The sequence below is a fragment of the Bacteroides sp. AM16-24 genome (assembly GCF_003471885.1).
Classification (GTDB): domain Bacteria; phylum Bacteroidota; class Bacteroidia; order Bacteroidales; family Bacteroidaceae; genus Bacteroides.
In genome coordinates, this window is record NZ_QRKI01000021.1 from 81189 (window position 1) to 103086 (window position 21898).

The following is a 21898-nucleotide window of genomic DNA, read 5'->3' on the forward strand; positions in this document are numbered from 1 at the left end:
TACTGATAGGCAATCCTAACAACAGCCATAAAATCAGAGAATTATACTTAGAGACAATCAAACAAGAAATTATTCCTCTCATTTGATTTCCACTTCTAACTTCTTAATCTTTTCCAAAGTATTTCCTGCCTCCGTCGAAGGAAACAACTGCAACACCCGCTGCAAATAATCTTTTGCCTTGGCATAACCGTTAGAATAGACATCAGAAAGTCCATTACGATAACGGGCATATTGCATTCGTGTAGGAGAAGTTATCTTCTTATAATCATCTTCCAACTTTTTCTTTTCACGTTCTGCCTGTAAATAGAAATAATTTCCCAGAAAAATATTAGCTTGCAAATTATTGGCATCAAGTATCAATACCTTCTCATAAGTTTTTACAGCATCTTTTTCTTTACCCCGCATCATCTCCATTTCGGCACACGATACAAGAGCAGGAACATCGTCTGAATGATACTGCAGAAATTCTCTATAAAACAAATAAGCTTTGTCATAATTCCGCTTATGTTTGTAATAGGTTGCCAACTCATTTACCAAACGCGGAGCTACAGCGCTGTTTTTTTCCACCTGAGTCCAATAAAACATCTCAGTCTGATCTGCCCCAGCCTTTACCGACTGGCGAAACAGACTCACCGCATAGTCATCCTGCCCCTCAGATAAGGCAGCAGACACCTTTTGAAGCAACTCCCCGGCTGATTGTGCTGAGAGCACAAAAGGGAAAGCAACCATGAATGAAAATAGTAAAGTTAAGGTTCTCATCGCTTATTAATATTACCTAGTTCTTGTTTCCGCAAATATACTCATTTTTAAAATATTATGTATTATAAAAATTGTTATTATCAAATGCCTTTTTACCATTTACGGCAAAAAGAGTACCTTTGTCGATAAATAGAACAAATCAGTGCTTTAAAATGATTGCTCAAACTCCGAATATTATCAATAAAAGAATACTTCAGATAGCTGTACCTTCGATCATTTCGAATATCACAGTCCCACTATTGGGACTGATTGATGTGACAATCGTAGGCCATCTGGGATCTGCAGCGTATATCGGAGCTATTGCCGTGGGCGGAATGCTATTCAACATCATCTACTGGATCTTTGGATTCTTAAGAATGGGAACCAGCGGAATGACGTCACAAGCATACGGCAAACACGATATGGACGAAGTTATCCGACTTTTGTTACGATCCGTTGGAGTAGGATTGCTCATTGCCATTATTCTGGTGGCTTTACAATATCCCATCCGTAAACTGGCATTTACTTTTATACAAACTACAGAGGAAGTAGACCTGTTGGCTACACTCTATTTCCAAATTTGTATTTGGGGAGCTCCTGCCATGCTGGGACTTTACGGTTTTGCCGGTTGGTTCATTGGCATGCAGAATTCGCGTTTCCCGATGTACATTGCCATTACACAAAACATTGTGAACATCGCTGCAAGCCTTTGCTTTGTCTATTTGTTCCACATGAAAGTTGCCGGGGTAGCCCTGGGGACACTTACAGCCCAGTATGCAGGATTCTTTATGGCATTATTATTATGGAGGCGATATTATGGCAAATTGAAAGAACGTATTGCCTGGCAGGAAATATTGAAAAAAGAAGCTATGCTACGTTTCTTTCAGGTGAACCGGGACATTTTCCTACGAACCCTCTGCCTGGTTATTGTCACTCTGTTCTTTACCTCCGCCGGAGCAGCACAGGGAGAGGTTGTATTGGCAGTCAACACTTTGCTAATGCAGCTATTTACTCTTTTTTCTTATATAATGGATGGCTTTGCTTATTCAGGTGAAGCGTTGGTTGGTAAATATATCGGTGCGGACAACCGCCCGGCATTGCATCGTACCGTTTGCCAGCTCTTTATCTGGGGAATCGGACTTTCTACAGGCTTCACATTACTTTATTTCTTTGGCGGCAAGGCATTCCTAAGTTTGCTTACTAATGAAGTTTCTGTTATCCGGGAAGCTGGAAATTACTTTTATTGGGTATTGGCTATCCCATTTGCAGGCTTTGCCGCTTTCCTATGGGACGGAATATTTATCGGAGCCACTGCCACTCGGCAAATGTTTTATGCAATGCTGGCAGCCTCAGCCGGTTTCTTCCTCGTTTATTACTCCTTACACGAGTGGATGGGAAATCATGCCCTTTGGCTGGCTTTCATCGTCTACTTATCTCTGCGCGGCATCGTACAGGCAGTTTTAAGTAGAAAAATTTTGTACCAAAGTTAATCATTACAGACAGAAAGCGTATATTTGCAGAAACTAAATGTAATATCATAATGGCAAAGTATAAAAGAGTTCTGTTAAAGCTCAGTGGTGAGAGCCTGATGGGCGAAAAACAATATGGCATTGACGAAAAGCGCCTTGCCGAATATGCAGCACAAATCAAGGAAATCCATGAGTTGGGCGTCCAGATAGGTATCGTCATTGGTGGTGGTAATATCTTCCGCGGATTGAGTGGCGCAAACAAAGGTTTCGACCGCGTGAAAGGAGATCAGATGGGAATGCTCGCTACGGTAATCAACAGCCTGGCATTAAGCTCTGCCCTGGTAGCTGCCGGTGTAAAGACGCGTGTACTGACAGCCGTACGCATGGAACCTATCGGTGAGTTTTACAATAAATGGAAAGCTATCGAATCTATGGAAGCAGGCGAAGTGGTTATCATGTCTGCCGGAACAGGCAATCCGTTCTTTACTACCGACACAGGCTCTTCCCTACGTGGCATTGAAATTGAAGCCGACGTTATGCTGAAAGGCACACGCGTAGATGGCATCTATACTGCTGATCCGGAGAAGGATCCTACTGCCACTAAATTTGACGAGATCACTTACGATGAAGTTCTGAAACGTGGCCTGAAAGTTATGGACCTCACTGCCACCTGCATGTGTAAAGAAAACAATCTGCCAATCATTGTATTTGACATGGACACAGTAGGCAATTTGAAGAAAGTAATGCAAGGAGAAGAGATCGGAACACTGGTACACAACTAATTTTCTCTGAAAAAACTCTGTATATCAGTGTGCTCTGTGGTGAAAATAATTATATTTGCAAAGTTTCAATTAAAGTACAATTCCAAAAACCGAAGAATATGAGAGACGTAAAAGACATCTTAGATGAAGCGCAAGAGAAAATGGATATGGCCGTTATGTATCTGGAGGAAGCATTGGCTCACATCCGCGCCGGAAAGGCAGACGTTCGTTTGCTGGACGGTATCCGTGTGGATTCTTACGGAAGCATGGTTCCTATCAACAATGTAGCTGCCGTAAATACTCCGGATGCCCGTAGTATCGCCATTAAACCGTGGGACAAAAGCATGTTCCGGGTAATTGAGAAAGCAATCATTGACTCCAGTCTCGGCATTATGCCCGAAAATAACGGTGAGATTATCCGTATCGGTATTCCACCGCTTACAGAAGAACGCCGTAAACAGCTCGCCAAACAATGTAAGGGTGAAGGTGAAACTGCTAAAGTGAGTGTGCGTAATGCTCGCCGTGATGCTATCGATGCTTTGAAGAAATCCGTTAAAGACGGTCTGGCAGAAGATGCACAAAAGGGTGGTGAAGAAAAATTGCAAAAGATTCACGATAAGTATATCAAACAGATCGATGATATGCTGATTGCAAAGGATAAAGAAATTATGACCGTATAAAAACCAATTGACAATTGACAATTGAGAATTGACAAGTACCGAAAGGAACTGTAACTGAGGTATGTTGCCAAGCAATAATTGTCAATTGTCAATTTTCAATTGACAATTAAATTGAGGGGACTGGTAATAAAAAATACAGGTAGTTGGTATTTGGTAAAGACCGACGAGGGGAAATGTGTGGAGTGTAAAATCAAAGGTAACTTCCGTCTCAAAGGCATACGCAGTACCAATCCGGTAGCTGTGGGAGATTATGTGCAAATTATCTTGAATCCGGAAGGAACTGCTTTCATCAAGGAAATAGAAGACCGGAAAAACTACATTATCCGAAGAGCTTCCAATCTTTCTAAACAATCGCATATCCTTGCTGCCAACCTTGACCAAAGCATGCTTATTGTTACGGTCAATTATCCGGAAACCTCCACTACTTTCATCGACCGCTTTCTGGCTTCTGCTGAGGCATACCGCGTACCCGTTAAGATAATCTTTAATAAAACAGATGCTTATGATGAGGATGAGCTTCACTATCTGGACGGACTTATCAATCTCTATACTACCATCGGCTATCCCTGTTTTAAAGTTTCGGCCAAAACAGGTGAGGGTATAGAAGAAATTCAGGAAGAATTGAAAGGTCGGGTAACACTTTTCTCCGGACATTCCGGTGTAGGAAAGTCAACCCTTATCAATGCGATACTGCCTGACCAAGAGGTAAAAACTGGTGAAATTTCCATCTATCATAATAAAGGTATGCACACCACCACCTTCTCTGAAATGTTTCCCGTTCCGGGAGACGGATATATTATCGATACACCGGGAATCAAAGGTTTTGGCACATTCGATATGGAAGAGGAAGAGATAGGGCACTATTTCCCAGAGATATTCAAATTCTCTGCAGACTGCCGTTATGGCAACTGCACTCACCGTCAGGAACCAGGCTGCGCCGTACGGGAAGCTGTAAAAGAACATTATATCAGCGAGTCACGCTATAGCTCTTACCTCAACATGCTGGAAGACAAGGAGGAAGGAAAATACAGGGCAGCATATTAAAATCATCATCACTTTATCACTTTTTTTAACGCTTCTCGTATTAAACCTTCCTGTTCTCAAGATGTCCAAATTCATGCTGACATAATCTGACGTAATACTAATACTGATACATGAATAAGAAAGTTAAATGGGGCATCATCATTTTTATTGGTGCCGGACTAATAGGCGGGGGTATTTATTCTCAACTCCCTAAGGAGAACAAAGAATTGGCGGCTGCAGACAAAGTGATGAGCACTAACCGCAATAATAAGAGAATACTGAATGTAAATGCAAAGATCATAAAACCTCAACTGCTGAAAGATGAAATAAAAATCAGTGGTAGCTTATTGCCTGATGAAGAGGTAGATCTTTCTTTCGAAACTTCCGGTAAAATTATTGAAATTAATTTCGAGGAGGGAAGCCAGGTAAAAAAAGGACAATTACTGGCTAAAGTAAACGACCGTCCTTTGCAAGCACAGTTGCAACGTCTTGTAGCCCAACTGAAATTAGCAGAAGACCGTGTATTCCGCCAAAATGCTCTGTTGGAAAGAGATGCAGTCAGTAAAGAAGCCTATGAACAGGTAAAAACTGAACTGGCAACCCTGAATGCAGACATAGATCTGATAGAGGCAAACATTGCACAAACCGAGCTTCGTGCACCATTCGACGGTGTGATTGGTTTGCGCCAAGTCAGTGTAGGAACTTATGCCTCTCCTACTACTATTGTAGCCAAACTAACCAAAATATCTCCACTGAAGGTAGAATTCTCCGTCCCCGAACGTTACGCCAACGATGTAAAAATCGGTGCAGGAGTGAATTTCGGACTTGAAGGTAAGCTCGAGACTTTCCACGCAAAAGTTTATGCCCGGGAATCCAGAATGGATCAAAACACCCATACGTTGACTTTACGTGCCCTCTATCCAAATGCCAACGGTTATGTGATGCCGGGACGCTATGCAGACATCCGTTTAAGCAAAAACGAGATTCAGGATGCCCTTGCCGTTCCATCCGAAGCGATTGTTCCGGAGATGGGTAAGGATAAGATATTTCTTTACAAATCGGGGAAAGCCCAGCCTGTAGAAATACAAACCGGCATACGCACGGAAGCCGAGACTCAAGTATTACAAGGTTTGCAGGAAGGGGATACTATTATAATCTCAGGAACCTTGCAACTCCGTACCGGATTACCTGTAACTTTGGATAACATTTATTAAACCGGATGCCTTATGAATATATCTGAACTCAGTATACGGCGCCCGGTACTTTCCACAGTGCTCACCCTTATTATCCTGCTTTTCGGGATTATCGGGTACAGCTACCTCGGCGTCCGAGAATATCCGTCCGTGGACAATCCTATCATTTCGGTATCTTGCTCCTACCCGGGTGCAAATGCCGATGTTATTGAAAACCAGATTACCGAACCACTGGAACAAAATATCAATGGTATTCCGGGTATCCGTTCCTTGTCCAGCGTCAGCCAGCAGGGTTCATCCCGTATTACGGTAGAATTCGAACTTTCCGTCGACTTGGAAACTGCTGCAAACGACGTGCGTGATAAAGTTTCACGTGCTCAACGCTACCTGCCCCGTGACTGTGACCCGCCTACGGTATCAAAAGCAGATGCAGATGCCATGCCTATCCTGATGGTGGCATTACAAAGTGATAAACGTTCTCTGTTGGAATTGAGTGAAATTGCCGACCTCACCGTAAAAGAACAATTGCAGACTATTGCAGACGTCAGTAGCGTTAGTATTTGGGGAGAAAAGCGTTATTCCATGCGTTTGTGGTTAGATCCGATCAAGATGTCAGGTTATGGCATTACCCCTATCGACGTTAAAAATGCAGTAGATAAAGAAAATGTAGAACTCCCGTCCGGAAGTATTGAAGGTAATACAGTGGAACTTACCATCCGTACATTGGGATTGATGCATACGGCAGAGGAGTTTAACAACCTGATCCTGCGGGAAGATAATAACCGCATTGTTCGTTTCAGTGATATCGGACGGGCAGAATTAGGTCCGGCGGATATAAAAAGCTACATGAAGATGAACGGAGTGCCTATGGTGGGTATCGTTGTGATTCCGCAACCGGGTGCCAATCATATAAAAATTGCCGACGCCGTCTACGAACGCATGAAACAGATGAAGAAAGACCTTCCTGAAGACGTGCAATATTCTTACGGTTTTGACAACACCAAGTTTATCCGTGCTTCCATTGACGAAGTAAAGGAAACCGTATATGTGGCATTTATCCTCGTTATCATTATTATTTTCCTCTTCCTGCGTGACTGGCGCGTAACATTAGTACCTTGTATCGTAATTCCGGTTTCGCTTATCGGTGCATTCTTCGTGATGTACCTGGCAGGATTCTCCATCAATGTGCTTTCCATGTTGGCAGTAGTATTAGCAGTGGGGCTTGTAGTGGATGATGCTATCGTTATGACGGAGAATATCTATGTCCGCATTGAACGTGGAATGCCCCCAAAAGAAGCCGGTATCGAAGGTGCTAAGGAAATTTTCTTCGCCGTAATCTCTACCACCATCACATTGGTGGCCGTATTCTTCCCCATTGTATTTATGGATGGTATGACAGGACGGCTTTTTCGTGAATTCAGTATCGTGGTATCCGGTTCGGTAATCATCTCTTCGTTTGCCGCACTGACCTTCACACCTATGCTTGCTACCAAATTGCTGGTAAAACAAGAAAAGAAAAACTGGTTCTATATAAAAACCGAACCGTTCTTTGAAGGAATGAACCGCATATATAGCCGGTCACTGGAAATCTTCTTACGCAAACGCTGGCTGGCTATGCCTCTTGTATTAGGTACTTTATTTATCATTGTATTCCTTTGGAATGCTATCCCTGCTGAAATGGCCCCCCTTGAAGACCGTTCGCAAATCAGCATTAACACCCGTGGAGCTGAGGGTGTGACGTATGAATATATACGGGATTACACAGAAGACATCAATCAACTGGTAGACTCCATACTTCCGGATGCAGAGTCTGTTACCGCGCGTGTATCAAGCGGTAGCGGTAATGTGCGTATCACATTGAAAGATATGAAGGATCGTGATTACACACAGATGGAAGTAGCGGAACAGATTTCCCGGGCGGTTCAAAAGAAAACAAAGGCACGGTCTTTTGTACAACAATCTTCTTCATTCGGCGGACGTCGTGGTGGCATGCCTGTACAATATGTACTACAGGCCACCAATATCGAAAAGTTGCAAGAGGTATTACCCAAATTCATGGCAAAAGTTTATGAAAATCCGGTATTCCAGATGGCTGATGTAAACCTGAAATTCAGCAAACCCGAAGCACGTATCAACATCAACCGTGATAAAGCAAGTATCATGGGAGTAAGTACACGCAACATTGCACAAACCTTACAATACGGATTGAGCGGCCAGCGTATGGGTTACTTCTATATGAACGGAAAACAATATGAGATATTAGGAGAGATCAACCGTCAGCAGCGTAATAAACCTGCCGACCTGAAAGGTATCTATATCCGTAGTGACAAAGGAGAGATGGTGCAGTTGGACAATTTGATTGAACTGACTAGTGGTATTGCCCCACCGCAGTTATACCGTTACAATCGTTTCGTTTCCGCCACCATTTCTGCCGGACTTGCCGATGGAAAGACTATCGGACAGGGATTGGATGAAATGGATAAAATAGCCAAGGAAACACTGGACGATACATTCCGTACCGCATTGACCGGAGACTCAAAAGAATACCGGGAAAGTTCTTCCAGTCTGATGTTTGCCTTCGTACTGGCCATCTTGCTGATTTACCTGATTCTGGCAGCTCAGTTCGAAAGTTTCAAGGACCCGCTGATTATCATGCTTACCGTACCTCTGGCCATTGCAGGTGCCCTGGTATTCATGTATTTCGGCGATATTACGATGAATATCTTCAGCCAGATCGGCATCATTATGCTGATTGGTCTGGTAGCGAAAAACGGTATCCTCATTGTAGAATTTGCCAATCAGAAGCAAGAAGCCGGAGAAGACAAGATGGAAGCCATCAAAGATGCATCACTACAACGTCTACGCCCTATTCTAATGACCAGTGCCTCTACCATTCTGGGACTGATACCGCTGGCATTCGCTTCGGGGGAAGGTTGTAATCAGCGTATTGCCATGGGTACGGCCGTAGTGGGAGGTATGTTGGTATCCACATTCCTGACCATGTACATCGTACCTGCCATATATAGCTATATATCCACTAACCGCAGTAAGTTAAAGAAATCATGAAACGTACGATTTTATCCCTCATAACGATTTGTTGCACCTCGCTTGCTTTGCAGGCGCAGATGCCTCAATCTTATACACTGAAATCCTGTCTGGAATACGGACTTCAAAACAATTATTCGTTGCGCATTACCCGTAATGAAGAACAAGTCTCCAAGAACAATGCAACATTGGGCAACGCCGGCTACCTGCCAACACTTGACCTGTCAGCAAGTTATAAAGGAACTGTTGATAACACTGACAGTAAAGTGCGTGCCACCGGAGAACACCTCAAAGAGAATGGTGTATTCGACCAGGCCATGAATGTAGGCCTCAATCTGAATTGGACTATCTTTGACGGTTTCAACATCACCGCCAACTACCAACGGTTGAAGGAACTGGAACGACAAGGTGAAACAAATACCCGTATTGCTGTAGAAGATTTGATAGCCAATATTGCAGCGGAATATTACAACTACCTGCAACATAAAATCCGCCTGAATAATTTCCGCTACGCCGTATCTCTATCCAAAGAACGTTTACGCATCGTAGAGGAGCGTTATCACATTGGTAACTTCTCCCGTCTGGATTACCAACAGGCAAAAGTGGACTTCAATGCCGACAGTGCTCAGTATATGAAGCAGCAAGAGTTATTGCATACCTCCCGTATCCAACTGAACGAACTGATGGCAAATGAAGATGTGGACCAACCGATTGTTGTCCAGGATAGCCTTATCAACGTAGACGGCAGTCTGAACTTCGAAGAGCTTTGGAATGCTACCCTGCAAGCGAATGCCTCCCTGCTGAGAGCCCATCAAAACAATACACTAGCACAACTGGATTACAAGAAGGTTTGCTCCCGCGACTACCCTTATCTGAAGCTGAACGGGGGCTATGGCTATACTTTCAATAAATATGATGTTGCCACCAATATCCAGCGTGGTAATCTCGGAGCAAACTTTGGTCTGACTATCGGCTTCAACCTGTTCGATGGGAACCGCCGTCGGGAACGTAACAATGCGCGTATTGCCATTCAGAATGCCCGACTGGAACGGGAGCAACTGGAACAGGCATTGCGTGCCGACCTGAGTAATTTGTGGCAAGCCTACCAGAATAACCTGCAAATGCTAAACCTGGAACGTCAGAATCTTGTAGCCGCAAAGGAGAATCATGAGATCGCCATGGAGCGCTATATGTTGGGAAACCTTTCCGGTATCGAAATGCGTGAAGCACAAAAGAGCCTTCTGGATGCGGAGGAAAGAATCCTTTCTGCGGAATATAATACGAAAGTTTGTGAGATTTCCTTGTTGCAAATCAGTGGAAAGGTAACAAAATACCTAGAATAGAACAATTATTCCCCATCAGGCAAGTTTTTTTCCTCTATTTTTGCCGTCATAGAACTATAAAAACAATGATCATGAAAAAGATTTGCCTGTGTTGCCTGGCTCTAATCTGCCTGACAAACCTATTTGCACAAGAAACCGTAAACTACAAAGAAAAGATGCCGTACAAGACTTGGGTAAAGATGGCCCCCAAGCTCAACGACGAATTTTTTAAAACCGACGAAGCCATCCGCATTGGCGACAACGTCTTACTTTACCAGCAAACTACCGGAGGTTGGCCCAAAAACATTTATATGCCTGCCGAACTGACTCAACAGGAGTTAGAAGATGTACTTGCCTCTAAAGACGAAGTAAACGAAAGTACAATAGACAATGGTGCTACCAGCACAGAGATACAATATCTCTCACGCTTGTACCTGGCCACCCATATTGAGAAATACAAAGACGGGGCACTGGATGGTATTCGCTACATTCTCAAAGCACAATATCCCAATGGTGGTTGGCCTCAATTCTGGCCCCGTCCTAAAGGTTACTATACACATATCACCTACAATGACAACGCAATGGTAAATGTCATGGAATTGCTGCGTGAAGTATATGAAAAGAAAGAGCCCTACACCTATGTTCCCGACAGTATCTGTGACCGTGCCCGTGCCGCTTTCGACAAAGGTATAGAATGTATTTTAAAAACTCAGGTAGTACTGAATGGAAAACCGACTGTATGGTGTGCACAGCATGATGAACACACCCTTGCCCCCGCCAAAGCACGTGCTTATGAACTTCCCTCACTGAGTGGTGCCGAATCGGACAACATCGTCATTCTGTTAATGTCTCTGCCTGATCCTTCAAAAGAGATTATCGAATGTATAGAGAACGCTATCGAATGGTTCAAAGCATCAAAGATTGAGGGAATGAAGAAAGAGTTCTTCACGAATGATGAAGGCAAAAAAGACTTCCGTATGGTTCCATGCACAGATTGTCCTCCCCTGTGGGCACGCTTCTATACTTTAGAAGACAACCGTCCGTTCGTTAGCGATCGTGATGGGGTGAAGAAGTTCGACATTTCCGAAATCGGATATGAGCGCCGTAACGGATACAGTTGGTATAATAGTGACGGGCTGAAAGTATTCAAGAAATACGAGCAGTGGAAAAAGAAACACAATAAATGATAGTTTCGGACAGGTGCTCGCATCTTCTTTTTCTCACTTAATAGAGAATAGATACTCACCAAGATGAGAATAAACAGAGAAAGCTGCCCCAAGGAGTTAATAAACTTCTTCGGGACAGCTTTTACTTAATCTATAGAAAGAGAATGCTTACTTACTACAATTCCATGGTTTCAGTTGCTTAAAGAAATCATTGCCTTTATCATCTACCAGGATAAATGCCGGGAAGTCTTCTACTTCAATCTTCCAGATAGCTTCCATACCGAGTTCGGGATATTCCACACATTCGATACTCTTGATATTGTTCTGTGCCAGGATAGCAGCAGGACCACCGATAGAGCCGAGATAGAAACCACCGTATTTCTTGCAAGCATCCGTCACCTGCTGGCTACGGTTACCCTTAGCAAGCATAACCATACTGCCACCATGACTCTGGAACAACTCTACATATGAGTCCATACGTCCCGCAGTAGTAGGACCCATAGAGCCACAAGACATTCCGGCGGGAGTTTTAGCAGGACCGGCATAATAAATAGGATGATCCTTGATGTATTGTGGCAGGTCTTCACCACGATCCAGACGTTCTTTCAGCTTAGCATGAGCAATATCACGTCCCACGATAATCGTACCGTTCAGTGACAAGCGGGTGGCTACCGGATATTTAGTCAGTTCTTTCAGAATATCTGCCATCGGTTGGTTTAGGTTTATCTTAACGACGGCACCTTCACCTGCATGACGCATTTCTTCCGGAATGAGTTCACCCGGATTGCTGTCAAGCTTTTCAATCCAGATGCCATCCTTATTGATTTTACACTTGATATTGCGGTCGGCAGAGCAGGAAACGCCCAATCCTACCGGACAAGAAGCACCATGACGAGGCAAACGAATGATACGTACATCGTGAGCCAGATATTTACCGCCAAACTGTGCACCGAGACCAATCTTGTGAGCTTCCTTCAATACTTCTTTTTCAAGTTCTACATCGCGGAAAGCACGACCGTATTCATTACCGGTAGTTGGTAATTCATCGTAGTAATGAGTAGATGCCAACTTCACAGTCAACAGGTTCTTCTCTGCAGAAGTACCACCGATGACGAAAGCAATATGATAAGGAGGACAAGCAGCTGTACCCAGGGTTTTCATCTTCTCAACAAGGAAAGGAACCAATGTACCGGGATTCAGGATTGCCTTTGTTTCCTGATAGAGATAAGTCTTATTTGCAGATCCCCCCCCTTTAGTTACACAAAGGAATTTATATTCCATACCTTCGGTAGCTTCGATATCAATCTGTGCAGGCAGGTTACATTTTGTATTCACCTCGTCGTACATATTCAACGGAGCATTCTGAGAGTAGCGCAGGTTTTCTTCAGTATATGTTTTGTAGACGCCCAATGAAAGTGCTTCTTCATCGCAATATCCGGTCCATACCTGTTGTCCCTTTTCACCATGAACGATAGCCGTACCGGTATCCTGGCAGAAAGGAAGCACGCCTTTAGAGGCTACTTCTGCATTACGCAGGAAAGTTAGTGCTACATATTTATCATTATCACTTGCTTCCGGATCGCGCAGAATCTTAGCAACTTGCTCATTGTGCGAACGGCGCAACATGAATGACACATCGCGGAAAGCCGTATTAGCCATTGCTGTGAGACCTTCTTTTTCAATCTTCAGCATAGGTTTCCCTTCAAACTCGCTTACGGATACATAATCTTTTGTAAGCAGATAATACTCTGTCTTATCTTCTCCATGCTCAAACATAGGTTGATAATGGAACGGAGGTGTTGTTGCCATAATTACTCGTAAATTAAATTAATGAATCGTAGCACAAAGGTAAGAACTATTATTGAAATATTTCTTTAATTAGCGTAAAATGATGCTATCCGCTGCATACGACTTATCAGTTCGTCACCCAATGCTGTCTTATCTTCAATATGTTTCAGCACAGCAGTGACAAAAGGATTACTTTCGAAATCTCCACGCACCTGTTCAAAGTCCATTTCTTTCTCTGCACGCGAACCATCGGCACCAAAGCCCGTCATGGAGGCCAGTGAGAATTCTTTCTTAGCGTCATCGTACACCATACGGTCCAGCCCAACTACAGCTTCTTTCCACTTTTCTACAATACGGATGATATCTGCCGTCGTAATATTCTCAGGCTTGATACCATAAAACTCTTCTAACTTCTCATAAGCCCAGGTCCATTCGTAAGTATAGTAGTTCTGATGCATCTTCTCGAATTCCGCATTAATAGACTTCAGACGATCCACTTTACCACACTCTATATCATTGATTAAAGCATCTATCTCGCTCTTCGGAGCTATCAATCCGGAAATATCCACCCACTCACCACTACCTATCACCGTATCAGGTTTCAGACGGGCACGTATTTCTTCGTTACTCTTAAAATCAATACCTTCCAGACGCTTGATTACAGAGTTCCCAAGGAATTTATGAATAGCTATCTCATAGAACTTTATCCCCTTCACTAACGCTGAATTACGGATTTTAGCACTATGGAAAGAATAAATATCAGAAAGTTCTCCGGAAGCATGGCGCAGATTCTGCAAAGTCTCTCGCCCCTTAAACATCTTTTGTACAGTATAAGGACTGAGCAAGTTGTAATTGATGAAATCCAACTTATTGGTATCAGTACGTCCGTCACGCTTCGGCCATTTCTGCGCATCACGGATGGTTCCGACACTCCTCAAGTTAACGCCCGGCACAAGATAAGTGGTATTATTCTGTTCTATCAGATAGGAAAAAGGCAGATTGGATGTATCGGAATGATTGACGTGACGCCCCATCACCAACGAAAAGGCTCCCACACGGGCAGGCCATAGAATATAAGAGTCGGAAGTAGTCTTAGCACCGCGTTCCAAAGTACCTTGGTGAATAGGACCTAACTTATACATATGGTTACTTTGGTTAGATCCGGAACCGGCATTCATAAATGAGAACATACCGGCAATCAATAAGGTGGATTTATGATGCGTCACCGTGAAAGGTCCGGCAAAAATAGCACATGCTTCACCATTTTCTCCTTGACAATTGCTAAAAAAGAGTGAATCGGATGCTGAATAGTTATGCCCCAGACGACAAGCCTGCCCTATGAAACAGCGGCTTAACATCGCCCCATCATCTATATGCGAACCGGACGAGATGATAAAATCATCACAGATCACCCCATGACCAAGATGTACCGGTGCCTCTTCATTACTATTGATGCTTCCATTATAAAGACGACACGTCCCACAAATGTGGCAATAATCTCCAATACGTACGTTCTTGATAGATCCAGTATTGAGTATCATGACATGGTTGCCAATGCTACCTATTGCAGAAGCATGCTTATTGGAATAAAAATCAGTGATAGCCTTCATCCGGCAAATCAGCTCCGGACGGTGACGGTAAAGTGCCAGGATATAGGCTTGATGCGCAGAAAGTTTATCATTGATTAGTACCTCACGCCCACCTGTTTCATTCAACACGGATACCTCTACCCCATTACCAAATTTACTCAAACCATCTACCAGGATAATATCCACATTCTCAATAAATGTATCATGCCCGATTTCATAATTAGCAATGTAATTCTGGATATTCTCTATGCAACAGTTATCTCCTACAGAAACATTGTGTAGCGTCACATGGCGCAGACCGGAGTGTTTCTTGATTCCTCCCGGTAGTGTGAATTCTGATTGAAACACACCTAAACGTACATTTCCCGAAAACCGGGTATGATGCACAAATTCGGTAACAAAGTCTTCCGCTACCGTTACTTTCCCCCAATCATCTGCCAGACACGACTGGCTTTTCAACCGAAGTATCTCGTCTTCGGTTAAATGTCTGTAATCCATAATAAGTAAATTAAGAATGAAGAATTAAGAATGAAGAATTACTATGCAGCACAAGAGCACGCAGCCCAATTCTTCATTCTTCATTCTTAATTCTTCATTGATTAGACCTCTTCTTCTTCGTAGGTCTGATAAAGAAAATCGTTATAAGGGTACTTCTGTACATGCAATTCTTTTACACGCGCATAAACTACACTCTTCAGTTCCTCTAAATTGATCTTCTCGCGGGCAGAGATAAAGAGGCAATTATCCTCCATCTTTGCCATCCAAGTCTTCATCAGTTCCTCGAGTGTCAAGTTTTCCTTTGTTCTGGGGGTAAGGTCGTCAGCCGCTTTCTCCACATAGGTGTAAGCGTCTATTTTATTAAAAACAAGTATCATAGGCTTACCGGATGCACCGATATCTGCCAGAGTTTTATTGACTACTTCTATTTGTTCTTCAAAGTCAGGATGTGAAATATCCACAATGTGCAACAGCAAATCCGCCTCGCGCACTTCGTCCAGAGTTGATTTAAAAGAATCGACCAAGTCTGTCGGCAACTTACGGATGAAACCAACCGTATCTGAAAGCAAGAACGGCAGATTATCAATAATCACCTTGCGCACTGTAGTATCCAATGTCGCAAACAGCTTGTTTTCTGCAAAGACTTCACTCTTCGCCAGCAGATTCATCAATGTAGATTTACCCACATTGGTATATCCCACTAGTGCCGCACGGATCATGCGCCCGCGGTTCTTCCGCTGAGTTGCCTTTTGTTTATCAATCTCTGCCAAACGCTCTTTCAGCAATGACATACGGTTCAAGATGATACGACGGTCCATTTCCAACTGCGTTTCACCCGGACCACGAAGTCCCACGGAACCTTTACCGCCACCGGCGCCGGAACCACCACCTTGGCGTTCCAAGTGAGTCCACAAACGTTGCAAGCGGGGAAGCATGTATTTATACTGTGCCAGTTCCACCTGCGTCTTTGCATTGGCTGTCTGTGCGCGCATAGCAAATATGTCGAGAATAAGCGAAGTACGATCTAATATCTTGATCTTCAACTCCGCTTCAATATTACGTATTTGTTTCGCGGAGAGTTCGTCATCGAAAATCACCATACCGATTTCCCGTTCGGCTTCCTCTTCGCTCCGGATATATTCTTTTATTTCTTCCAGTTTACCCTTGCCGACGTAGGTCACAGAATGTGCCTGATCCAGCTTCTGAGTAAATCGTTTCACTACTTCCGCCCCGGCTGTCTCAGCCAAGAATTCCAGTTCATCGAGGTATTCGTTTGTCTTACGCTCATCCTGCATTTTCGTAATGAGACCAACTAATACCGCCGTTTCTGCCTGTACTTCGGAGATTACAAATTCTTTCATTTACTATACCTATTTATTAAATATTGGGCGACAAATATAATTATTTTTGCAGAATTCCTTCTGCTATTTTCTCATTTAATTCTGGAACAATGTCTTTATAATCAGCACGACGACCACATGCATGTATTTCCAATAAAGGATATTTATCAAGAATATGTGACATCAAATCGTCCATGGAAGGTGCTGTGGGCAACTGGCTATACTCTTCATATGTATAGGTAAGAAAAGCCACATTAGGACCTATTCCTTTATTATCCAACAAGTAGCCTTTATTCAAAACAGTAGGTAGACGCAATCCATTACCCATTTTCAGATCCCCGGGTGCGGGATAGGATAAGATACGCGTACGAGCCTCATCCATTATCACCGGTACCTGATGTGAATAATCAGCCTTTGTCTTATAGACATAGACTATTGGTGAAGTAGAGGCTGGACTCCCCCCTGTCAGTTGTGGAATAATCGCCACAGAATTCATTTCTATCTTTTGCATGTCCGATGTAACCGTTGTTTCTTTTTTCGCAGAGCGACAACCTACCAATAGTACAAGTAAGGTCGCTATTACAACATTAATTTCCTTTTTCATTTTAAAAACTTACATTGTTGACTTCCCTTATCTGTTATAACCTGCAATATATATACTCCCGCAGGATATTCCCGACAAGAGAAAATTATAGTATCTTTTCCTTCAGACAATATTTGTCTCAATAAACACCCATTTACATCATATACATTCAACGTATGGGAATTCTCCGGCAAATGGGCAATCACAGTTCCTTGTTGCTTATCACAATGAACAGTAAACCGGGTTTCTTGTTCGGTCTCGATTATTGGGGTAGGATCAGTTTTAACGATAATCTCATTCGTAGTATCAGGACCACCACGAACTATTTTCCAATCAGCATCATTTGTTCCTTTGTAAACTGCAACAATACGATCACCGGGCTGTGGAGACAATGAGATTTTACAAGGGAACGTAAAAGCCATACCACCATACGTATTCATGCTTGGAATAGATGAAGTACCTGATATAAGTTCTCTAACATTCTGATTCTTATCAACTATGGCTAAAGCTACTTTCCCAGAAAACGGAATTAATCCAAGATTCCAGAAGAAGCCGCATTTCACTGTAAAATTAGTATTTACATTAAACTGTGTTTCAGAAGTCATCAAACCGGAATAAGATTCTCCACTGCCAGTTTTTCCGGCAAGCATCCCCAGCAAAGTCTGATAGTTTGAATTTCCTTTTGCCGGCTTTAGCCCAAACAAAGCATCTTGGTTCGCAATGAAACCACCACCTGTACTACCGCCTGCCCCCTGATCATCCGGATTTAAAGCGGAAATCAGAAAGAAACCATTACTATGCCCGCTCCATCCCCAATTTACTCTGAAATAATTTTCTGTTGTATATCCATCCAGTATAAACTGATGCCCTTCATTGCTAAGAGTAGCTCCACCATAAAGCACAGGGCCTACTGTCATTATTTCATTTTCCAGCATTTGTATCCACTCTGTATCCGAGTACCATTCGCGACGCAGGCACAACATGCTTTTATCATACTTCATATACTCAGCCAATCCACGAACTGCTGTCAATGTAGCAGCACCGGTACCACCGGCAGAAGCTATATTGAACTCAGCCTGAGCCATAACACCACAATCGTACATCAAAGTTGCAACTTCATTTTCGGTGACTTCTGAAGAACTCCAATCATATTCAAGTGGCATATTACTCCACGCATAAGTATTACCTAATGTCCTTTCCGGCACTGTCTGGGAAATTTCTCTTCCATTTATATTTACTGTATAACTGTAAGCCGGAAGAGTTCCCGTACCCACATCCGGCCATTGATAATATCTCATAAGTATAGCTACAGCCGTTGCAACACAACCTGTTACAGTTCGAATGCGATTAATTTCAGGACAAAGGAGGTTATAGGGACTTAATTGATCCCACTTTGCCGTTTCATATTGTTTCACCACGTCTCCCGTAGTCATGTCCGACAATCCTCTCCATGCTTTGGATACAACGTCGGAAGCATTCAGCCCTGTCTCTCTAGCTCTATTAATCTGCTCTTTCAACCCATTCATCCAACTTTTCAGATTAGAAGGCATCCCATCTACCACAAAGTTATCCGTAAAAGAATACCCCAATACGGGCATAGCCACATCATCTCCGGCAATAATAACAAAACCTTTCCGGTCGGTATTATTAAAAACATAGAAAGCCGGAAGATTCCCTGTACTACGAGTACTCAAATCTTCTCCGTCCCAAACTAATTGCAACTGTGGTGATGTAGAAGTGTTACGGGTTTGAACATTCGTTTTAAAGAAATCAGCAGCTAAAGCATGAGCCTGCTCTGCTGTTACATTATCAGCAAGAAGCCGACTTGTAAGAAGAATAAATAGAAAGAGTAGTGTACACCTCATATAATTAGGGGTTAGTTGTTTTAGTAGCACCTCAACGAATGACACAAATCACTATCTTGTTGTTCATTAGAAAGACAAAATTACTGAAATATATGGTTCGTCAGATGATTTTGAATACTTTTTTTTGATGATCCTATCGCAAATGAACGTTTTAGAGTGAAAATCGTTCATTAGAATATAAAAAAACAAGGCCATCCCAAGTTAATAGAATAGCCTCGCCCTTCATACTATAAATATATAGTCTAACGTTTCATAAACTTGCTCTTGTATACCTTACCATCAGCCGACTGTAATACTACAATATAGTAACCTGCGGTCAACCCTCTTACTGGTATGGAATATTCTTTTTTATCTCCGGACTCTTTTTGCTGTATCATCTGTTGCCCGGACAGATTATAGACAGAGATCATTTGGACAGCATTAGAAGTACGGATATTAAGAATATCGTCTACTGGTTGTTGACAGACAACTAACTCGTCTTTATCAGTCACTTCATCTTCAATACCGGTAGCTGGTCCTACAGAGAAAGAAAGATAACGAACTGGCGTAGGGTTCCCACTTGCATCAGGTTTAAACAAACCAACCGTATGATCCCCTACACCTACATTCAAAGGAATTTCCATAACAAGATTAACTGCCTGCCCTGCTTCCACAAATACATTTTGATAGTGCACACTGGACGCATACTGATCATCATACTGAAAAATGGCCACTGTTAATGTCCCAGCATATACATTTCCATTGCCAGATAATGAAAGATCAGCCAACAGTTTTAGATTCTCCCCCACTTGAAGCTGCGTTTTCTCCAGACGGGGTTGACTGACTTTTAAATCGGCAGCTCCATAGGCTTCCTTTATGGTTACCGGAGTTAACTCACCGATGGCATACGTAGCTCCTCCCCAATCCATGCAGGGACAAATATAATAATCTCCGGCAGGAATATTGGTAGTCACGCCGTTCTCTGTAACAGCCAAATCTCCGGATACAGCCAATTCTCTATTCACCGTGCCCGGCTTTATTTCAACCTGTACATCTCCGACTATCGCTACAAAGTTCTGTTCTTTATCAGCTTTAAAAAGTGCAACACCCACTAAACCATAATATTCATCCGATGCACTTTTATTAGAAACCAACATTTTGAAATCTCCCTTGAGACCACTATACAAATTATGTACTAATTCCACATTTACTTCTATGTCTTCTCTATAACTAAGATTACCACTAAACGGAGTCAAAGTACATTTATTACCAGCCACAACAAGAATGAGTTGTGCTTCAGAACCTACGTAACCACGCACACGGCTCCATGTTGCTTCGCGCTCATCTTTGGTAGCTGCATATACAGAATAAGTTCCATCAACAAAATCATTGGGTATTTTCAGATTAGAAAGAACAAGAGTATTATATCCTTCATACGTATTTATCATCGTAGCCAAAGCAATCTGCCCTAATATTGACTGCTTACCATCTTTTTCTGCTATCACTGCCAATTTACTATTCTTGCATGCCATACTCATATTGAATATCTTAGTAATCGTCAGTTTAAACACGTCTCCCTTATCAATTTCTTCTTTATTTACTTCCAACTCCGTCATATAAAAATGAGAAGTAAAGTTTGAAGAAGAAGTAGGTGGCTGTATCCCCAGATACATTCCTTGGCCTCTCGTAAATCCTCCTCCTAGATTACTTCCACCACCAATACCGGGAGAATCAGGATTCAAAGAAGAAACCTCAAAGTAGCCATTATTCATTCCACTCCATCCCCAATTGACATGAACCATATCCTGAGTATCATAACCATCAAAGACAAACGCATGTCCTCCATCATCCGATGAGCCAAAATAGTAGATAGGACGTTTCTCGTTTATTTCTGATTTAATCAGATTCATCCATTCGGCAGAAGTAAAATATTGACGATATACCAATCCCAAATTACCATCATACCCAAAGTCGTCAATTAATGCTTGGCCTACCTGATATGAATAAGCTCCTGAACTATAAGGTGAATACTGCATATCAACCGCTACACCGCAGGCCGACATTAATTGAGCAACAGCGTCAGCCTGTTCGGCAGTATAAGTTCCAGAATATTGCGGAAGCATATTATTCCAGTCAAAAGTAGTATTTCCATAATCAAAAGAACATTCAATTCCATTAGGAGCTTTATAAGAATGAGTGCCTTTTCCTTTTACTGGGTATTCATGATATTTCAAAATCATAGCCATTGCCGTAGCTACACATCCCGTCACACAGCGTTCTCCCTGATAAAGGGGACAGGTATTATTGTACGGTGCACTTTGATCCCAACATATACTTCCCAGCAAAGGAGATACAGATGCCGGAAAACTTGTTTTAGTAAGTAATTTAGGTTCAGTAACTGCTTTTTCGCCATTACCCAGTTCAGCATAGGCAGCATTATATAATTCCAACCACCCAAGTATATTTACCGGTAAGTTTTCAGTTATGAAACTCCCATTATCCGAATAACCCAACACAGGTTTCATGCGGTCATCACCGGATACTATGACATAGGCAGACTGCTCATAGTTATAAATATAAAAAGCTGTTCCTTCCACGCTACGGGTAGATACAGATTTTAGCAAATCATTGGAAACTGTCACCAACTGAATATCACCAGCACTACGGGTTACATCCCCGGATGACTGCATAAAGAAAGAACGGGCAATAGAAAGAGCTTCTTCCGGAGAACGCTGGGCTGTCCATGCTGTTAAGCTACACAGAAGAACCAAAAACAGGAGTAGTAATTTCTTCATAGGCATCATTTATGTAACCATTCTATTTTCCGCCTTGACATAAGTTGTTAGCTGCCATATCTTT

At 42.6% G+C, this 21898-nt stretch carries 15 protein-coding genes; 8 read left to right on the forward strand and 7 right to left on the reverse strand.

Annotation, left to right across the window (positions count from 1 at the left end; genetic code table 11):
* Positions 1-78: 78 nt before the first annotated feature.
* Complete coding sequence (locus DW182_RS19380) at positions 79-759, reverse strand: lipopolysaccharide assembly protein LapB (RefSeq protein ID WP_021967091.1); 681 nt, start codon at positions 757-759, stop codon at positions 79-81.
* Between the two features lie 152 nt (positions 760-911).
* Here DW182_RS19380 and DW182_RS19385 point away from each other — a divergent pair, with 152 nt between their 5' ends.
* The 8 genes from DW182_RS19385 to pelA all read left to right on the forward strand — a co-directional run bounded on the left by DW182_RS19385 (position 912) and on the right by pelA (position 11418).
* Entirely contained in the window at positions 912-2228 is a 1317-nt protein-coding gene (locus DW182_RS19385) for an MATE family efflux transporter (protein ID WP_118296519.1), read from the forward strand.
* Positions 2229-2278: 50 nt separating this feature from the next.
* A complete protein-coding gene (pyrH, locus tag DW182_RS19390) occupies positions 2279-2989 on the forward strand; it encodes a UMP kinase (RefSeq protein WP_007667302.1) in 711 nt (236 codons plus the stop codon).
* A gap of 98 nt (positions 2990-3087) precedes the next feature.
* Positions 3088-3648 (forward strand): ribosome recycling factor, encoded by a 561-nt coding sequence (frr, locus tag DW182_RS19395; RefSeq protein ID WP_117693976.1) that lies wholly within the window; start codon positions 3088-3090, stop codon positions 3646-3648.
* A 111-nt stretch (positions 3649-3759) separates the two neighbouring features.
* Positions 3760-4692: a ribosome small subunit-dependent GTPase A gene (rsgA, locus tag DW182_RS19400; protein ID WP_118296520.1), complete on the forward strand. Its 933-nt coding sequence runs from the start codon at positions 3760-3762 to the stop codon at positions 4690-4692.
* Positions 4693-4802: 110 nt separating this feature from the next.
* Complete coding sequence (locus tag DW182_RS19405; RefSeq protein ID WP_007667308.1) at positions 4803-5885, forward strand: efflux RND transporter periplasmic adaptor subunit; 1083 nt, start codon at positions 4803-4805, stop codon at positions 5883-5885.
* Positions 5886-5897: 12 nt separating this feature from the next.
* Positions 5898-8930, forward strand: coding sequence for an efflux RND transporter permease subunit (locus DW182_RS19410; protein ID WP_007667309.1), 3033 nt, complete (start codon positions 5898-5900; stop codon positions 8928-8930).
* Positions 8927-10252 carry a TolC family protein gene (locus tag DW182_RS19415; RefSeq protein WP_118296521.1) on the forward strand — a complete coding sequence of 442 codons (1326 nt, stop codon included), beginning with the start codon at positions 8927-8929 and terminating at the stop codon, positions 10250-10252. The genes DW182_RS19410 and DW182_RS19415 overlap by 4 nt, the downstream gene beginning before the upstream one ends.
* Before the next feature lie 71 nt (positions 10253-10323).
* Complete coding sequence (gene pelA, locus DW182_RS19420; RefSeq protein ID WP_044534371.1) at positions 10324-11418, forward strand: pectate lyase; 1095 nt, start codon at positions 10324-10326, stop codon at positions 11416-11418.
* A gap of 147 nt (positions 11419-11565) precedes the next feature.
* Here pelA and DW182_RS19425 read toward each other — a convergent pair whose 3' ends face one another.
* The 6 genes from DW182_RS19425 to DW182_RS19450 all read right to left on the reverse strand — a co-directional run bounded on the left by DW182_RS19425 (position 11566) and on the right by DW182_RS19450 (position 21834).
* Positions 11566-13206 carry a fumarate hydratase gene (locus tag DW182_RS19425; protein WP_007667312.1) on the reverse strand — a complete coding sequence of 547 codons (1641 nt, stop codon included), beginning with the start codon at positions 13204-13206 and terminating at the stop codon, positions 11566-11568.
* A 65-nt stretch (positions 13207-13271) separates the two neighbouring features.
* Positions 13272-15272, reverse strand: coding sequence for a DUF4954 family protein (locus DW182_RS19430; protein WP_021967098.1), 2001 nt, complete (start codon positions 15270-15272; stop codon positions 13272-13274).
* Positions 15273-15373: 101 nt separating this feature from the next.
* A complete protein-coding gene (gene hflX, locus DW182_RS19435; protein WP_007667314.1) occupies positions 15374-16633 on the reverse strand; it encodes a GTPase HflX in 1260 nt (419 codons plus the stop codon).
* Between the two features lie 40 nt (positions 16634-16673).
* A complete protein-coding gene (locus DW182_RS19440; protein WP_007667315.1) occupies positions 16674-17216 on the reverse strand; it encodes a hypothetical protein in 543 nt (180 codons plus the stop codon).
* A complete protein-coding gene (locus DW182_RS19445) occupies positions 17213-19060 on the reverse strand; it encodes a thiol protease/hemagglutinin PrtT (RefSeq protein WP_007667316.1) in 1848 nt (615 codons plus the stop codon). Before DW182_RS19445 ends, DW182_RS19440 begins: the two co-directional genes overlap by 4 nt.
* A 242-nt stretch (positions 19061-19302) precedes the next feature.
* A complete protein-coding gene (locus DW182_RS19450) occupies positions 19303-21834 on the reverse strand; it encodes a C10 family peptidase (RefSeq protein ID WP_233564192.1) in 2532 nt (843 codons plus the stop codon).
* Between the last annotated feature and the right edge of the window lie 64 nt (positions 21835-21898).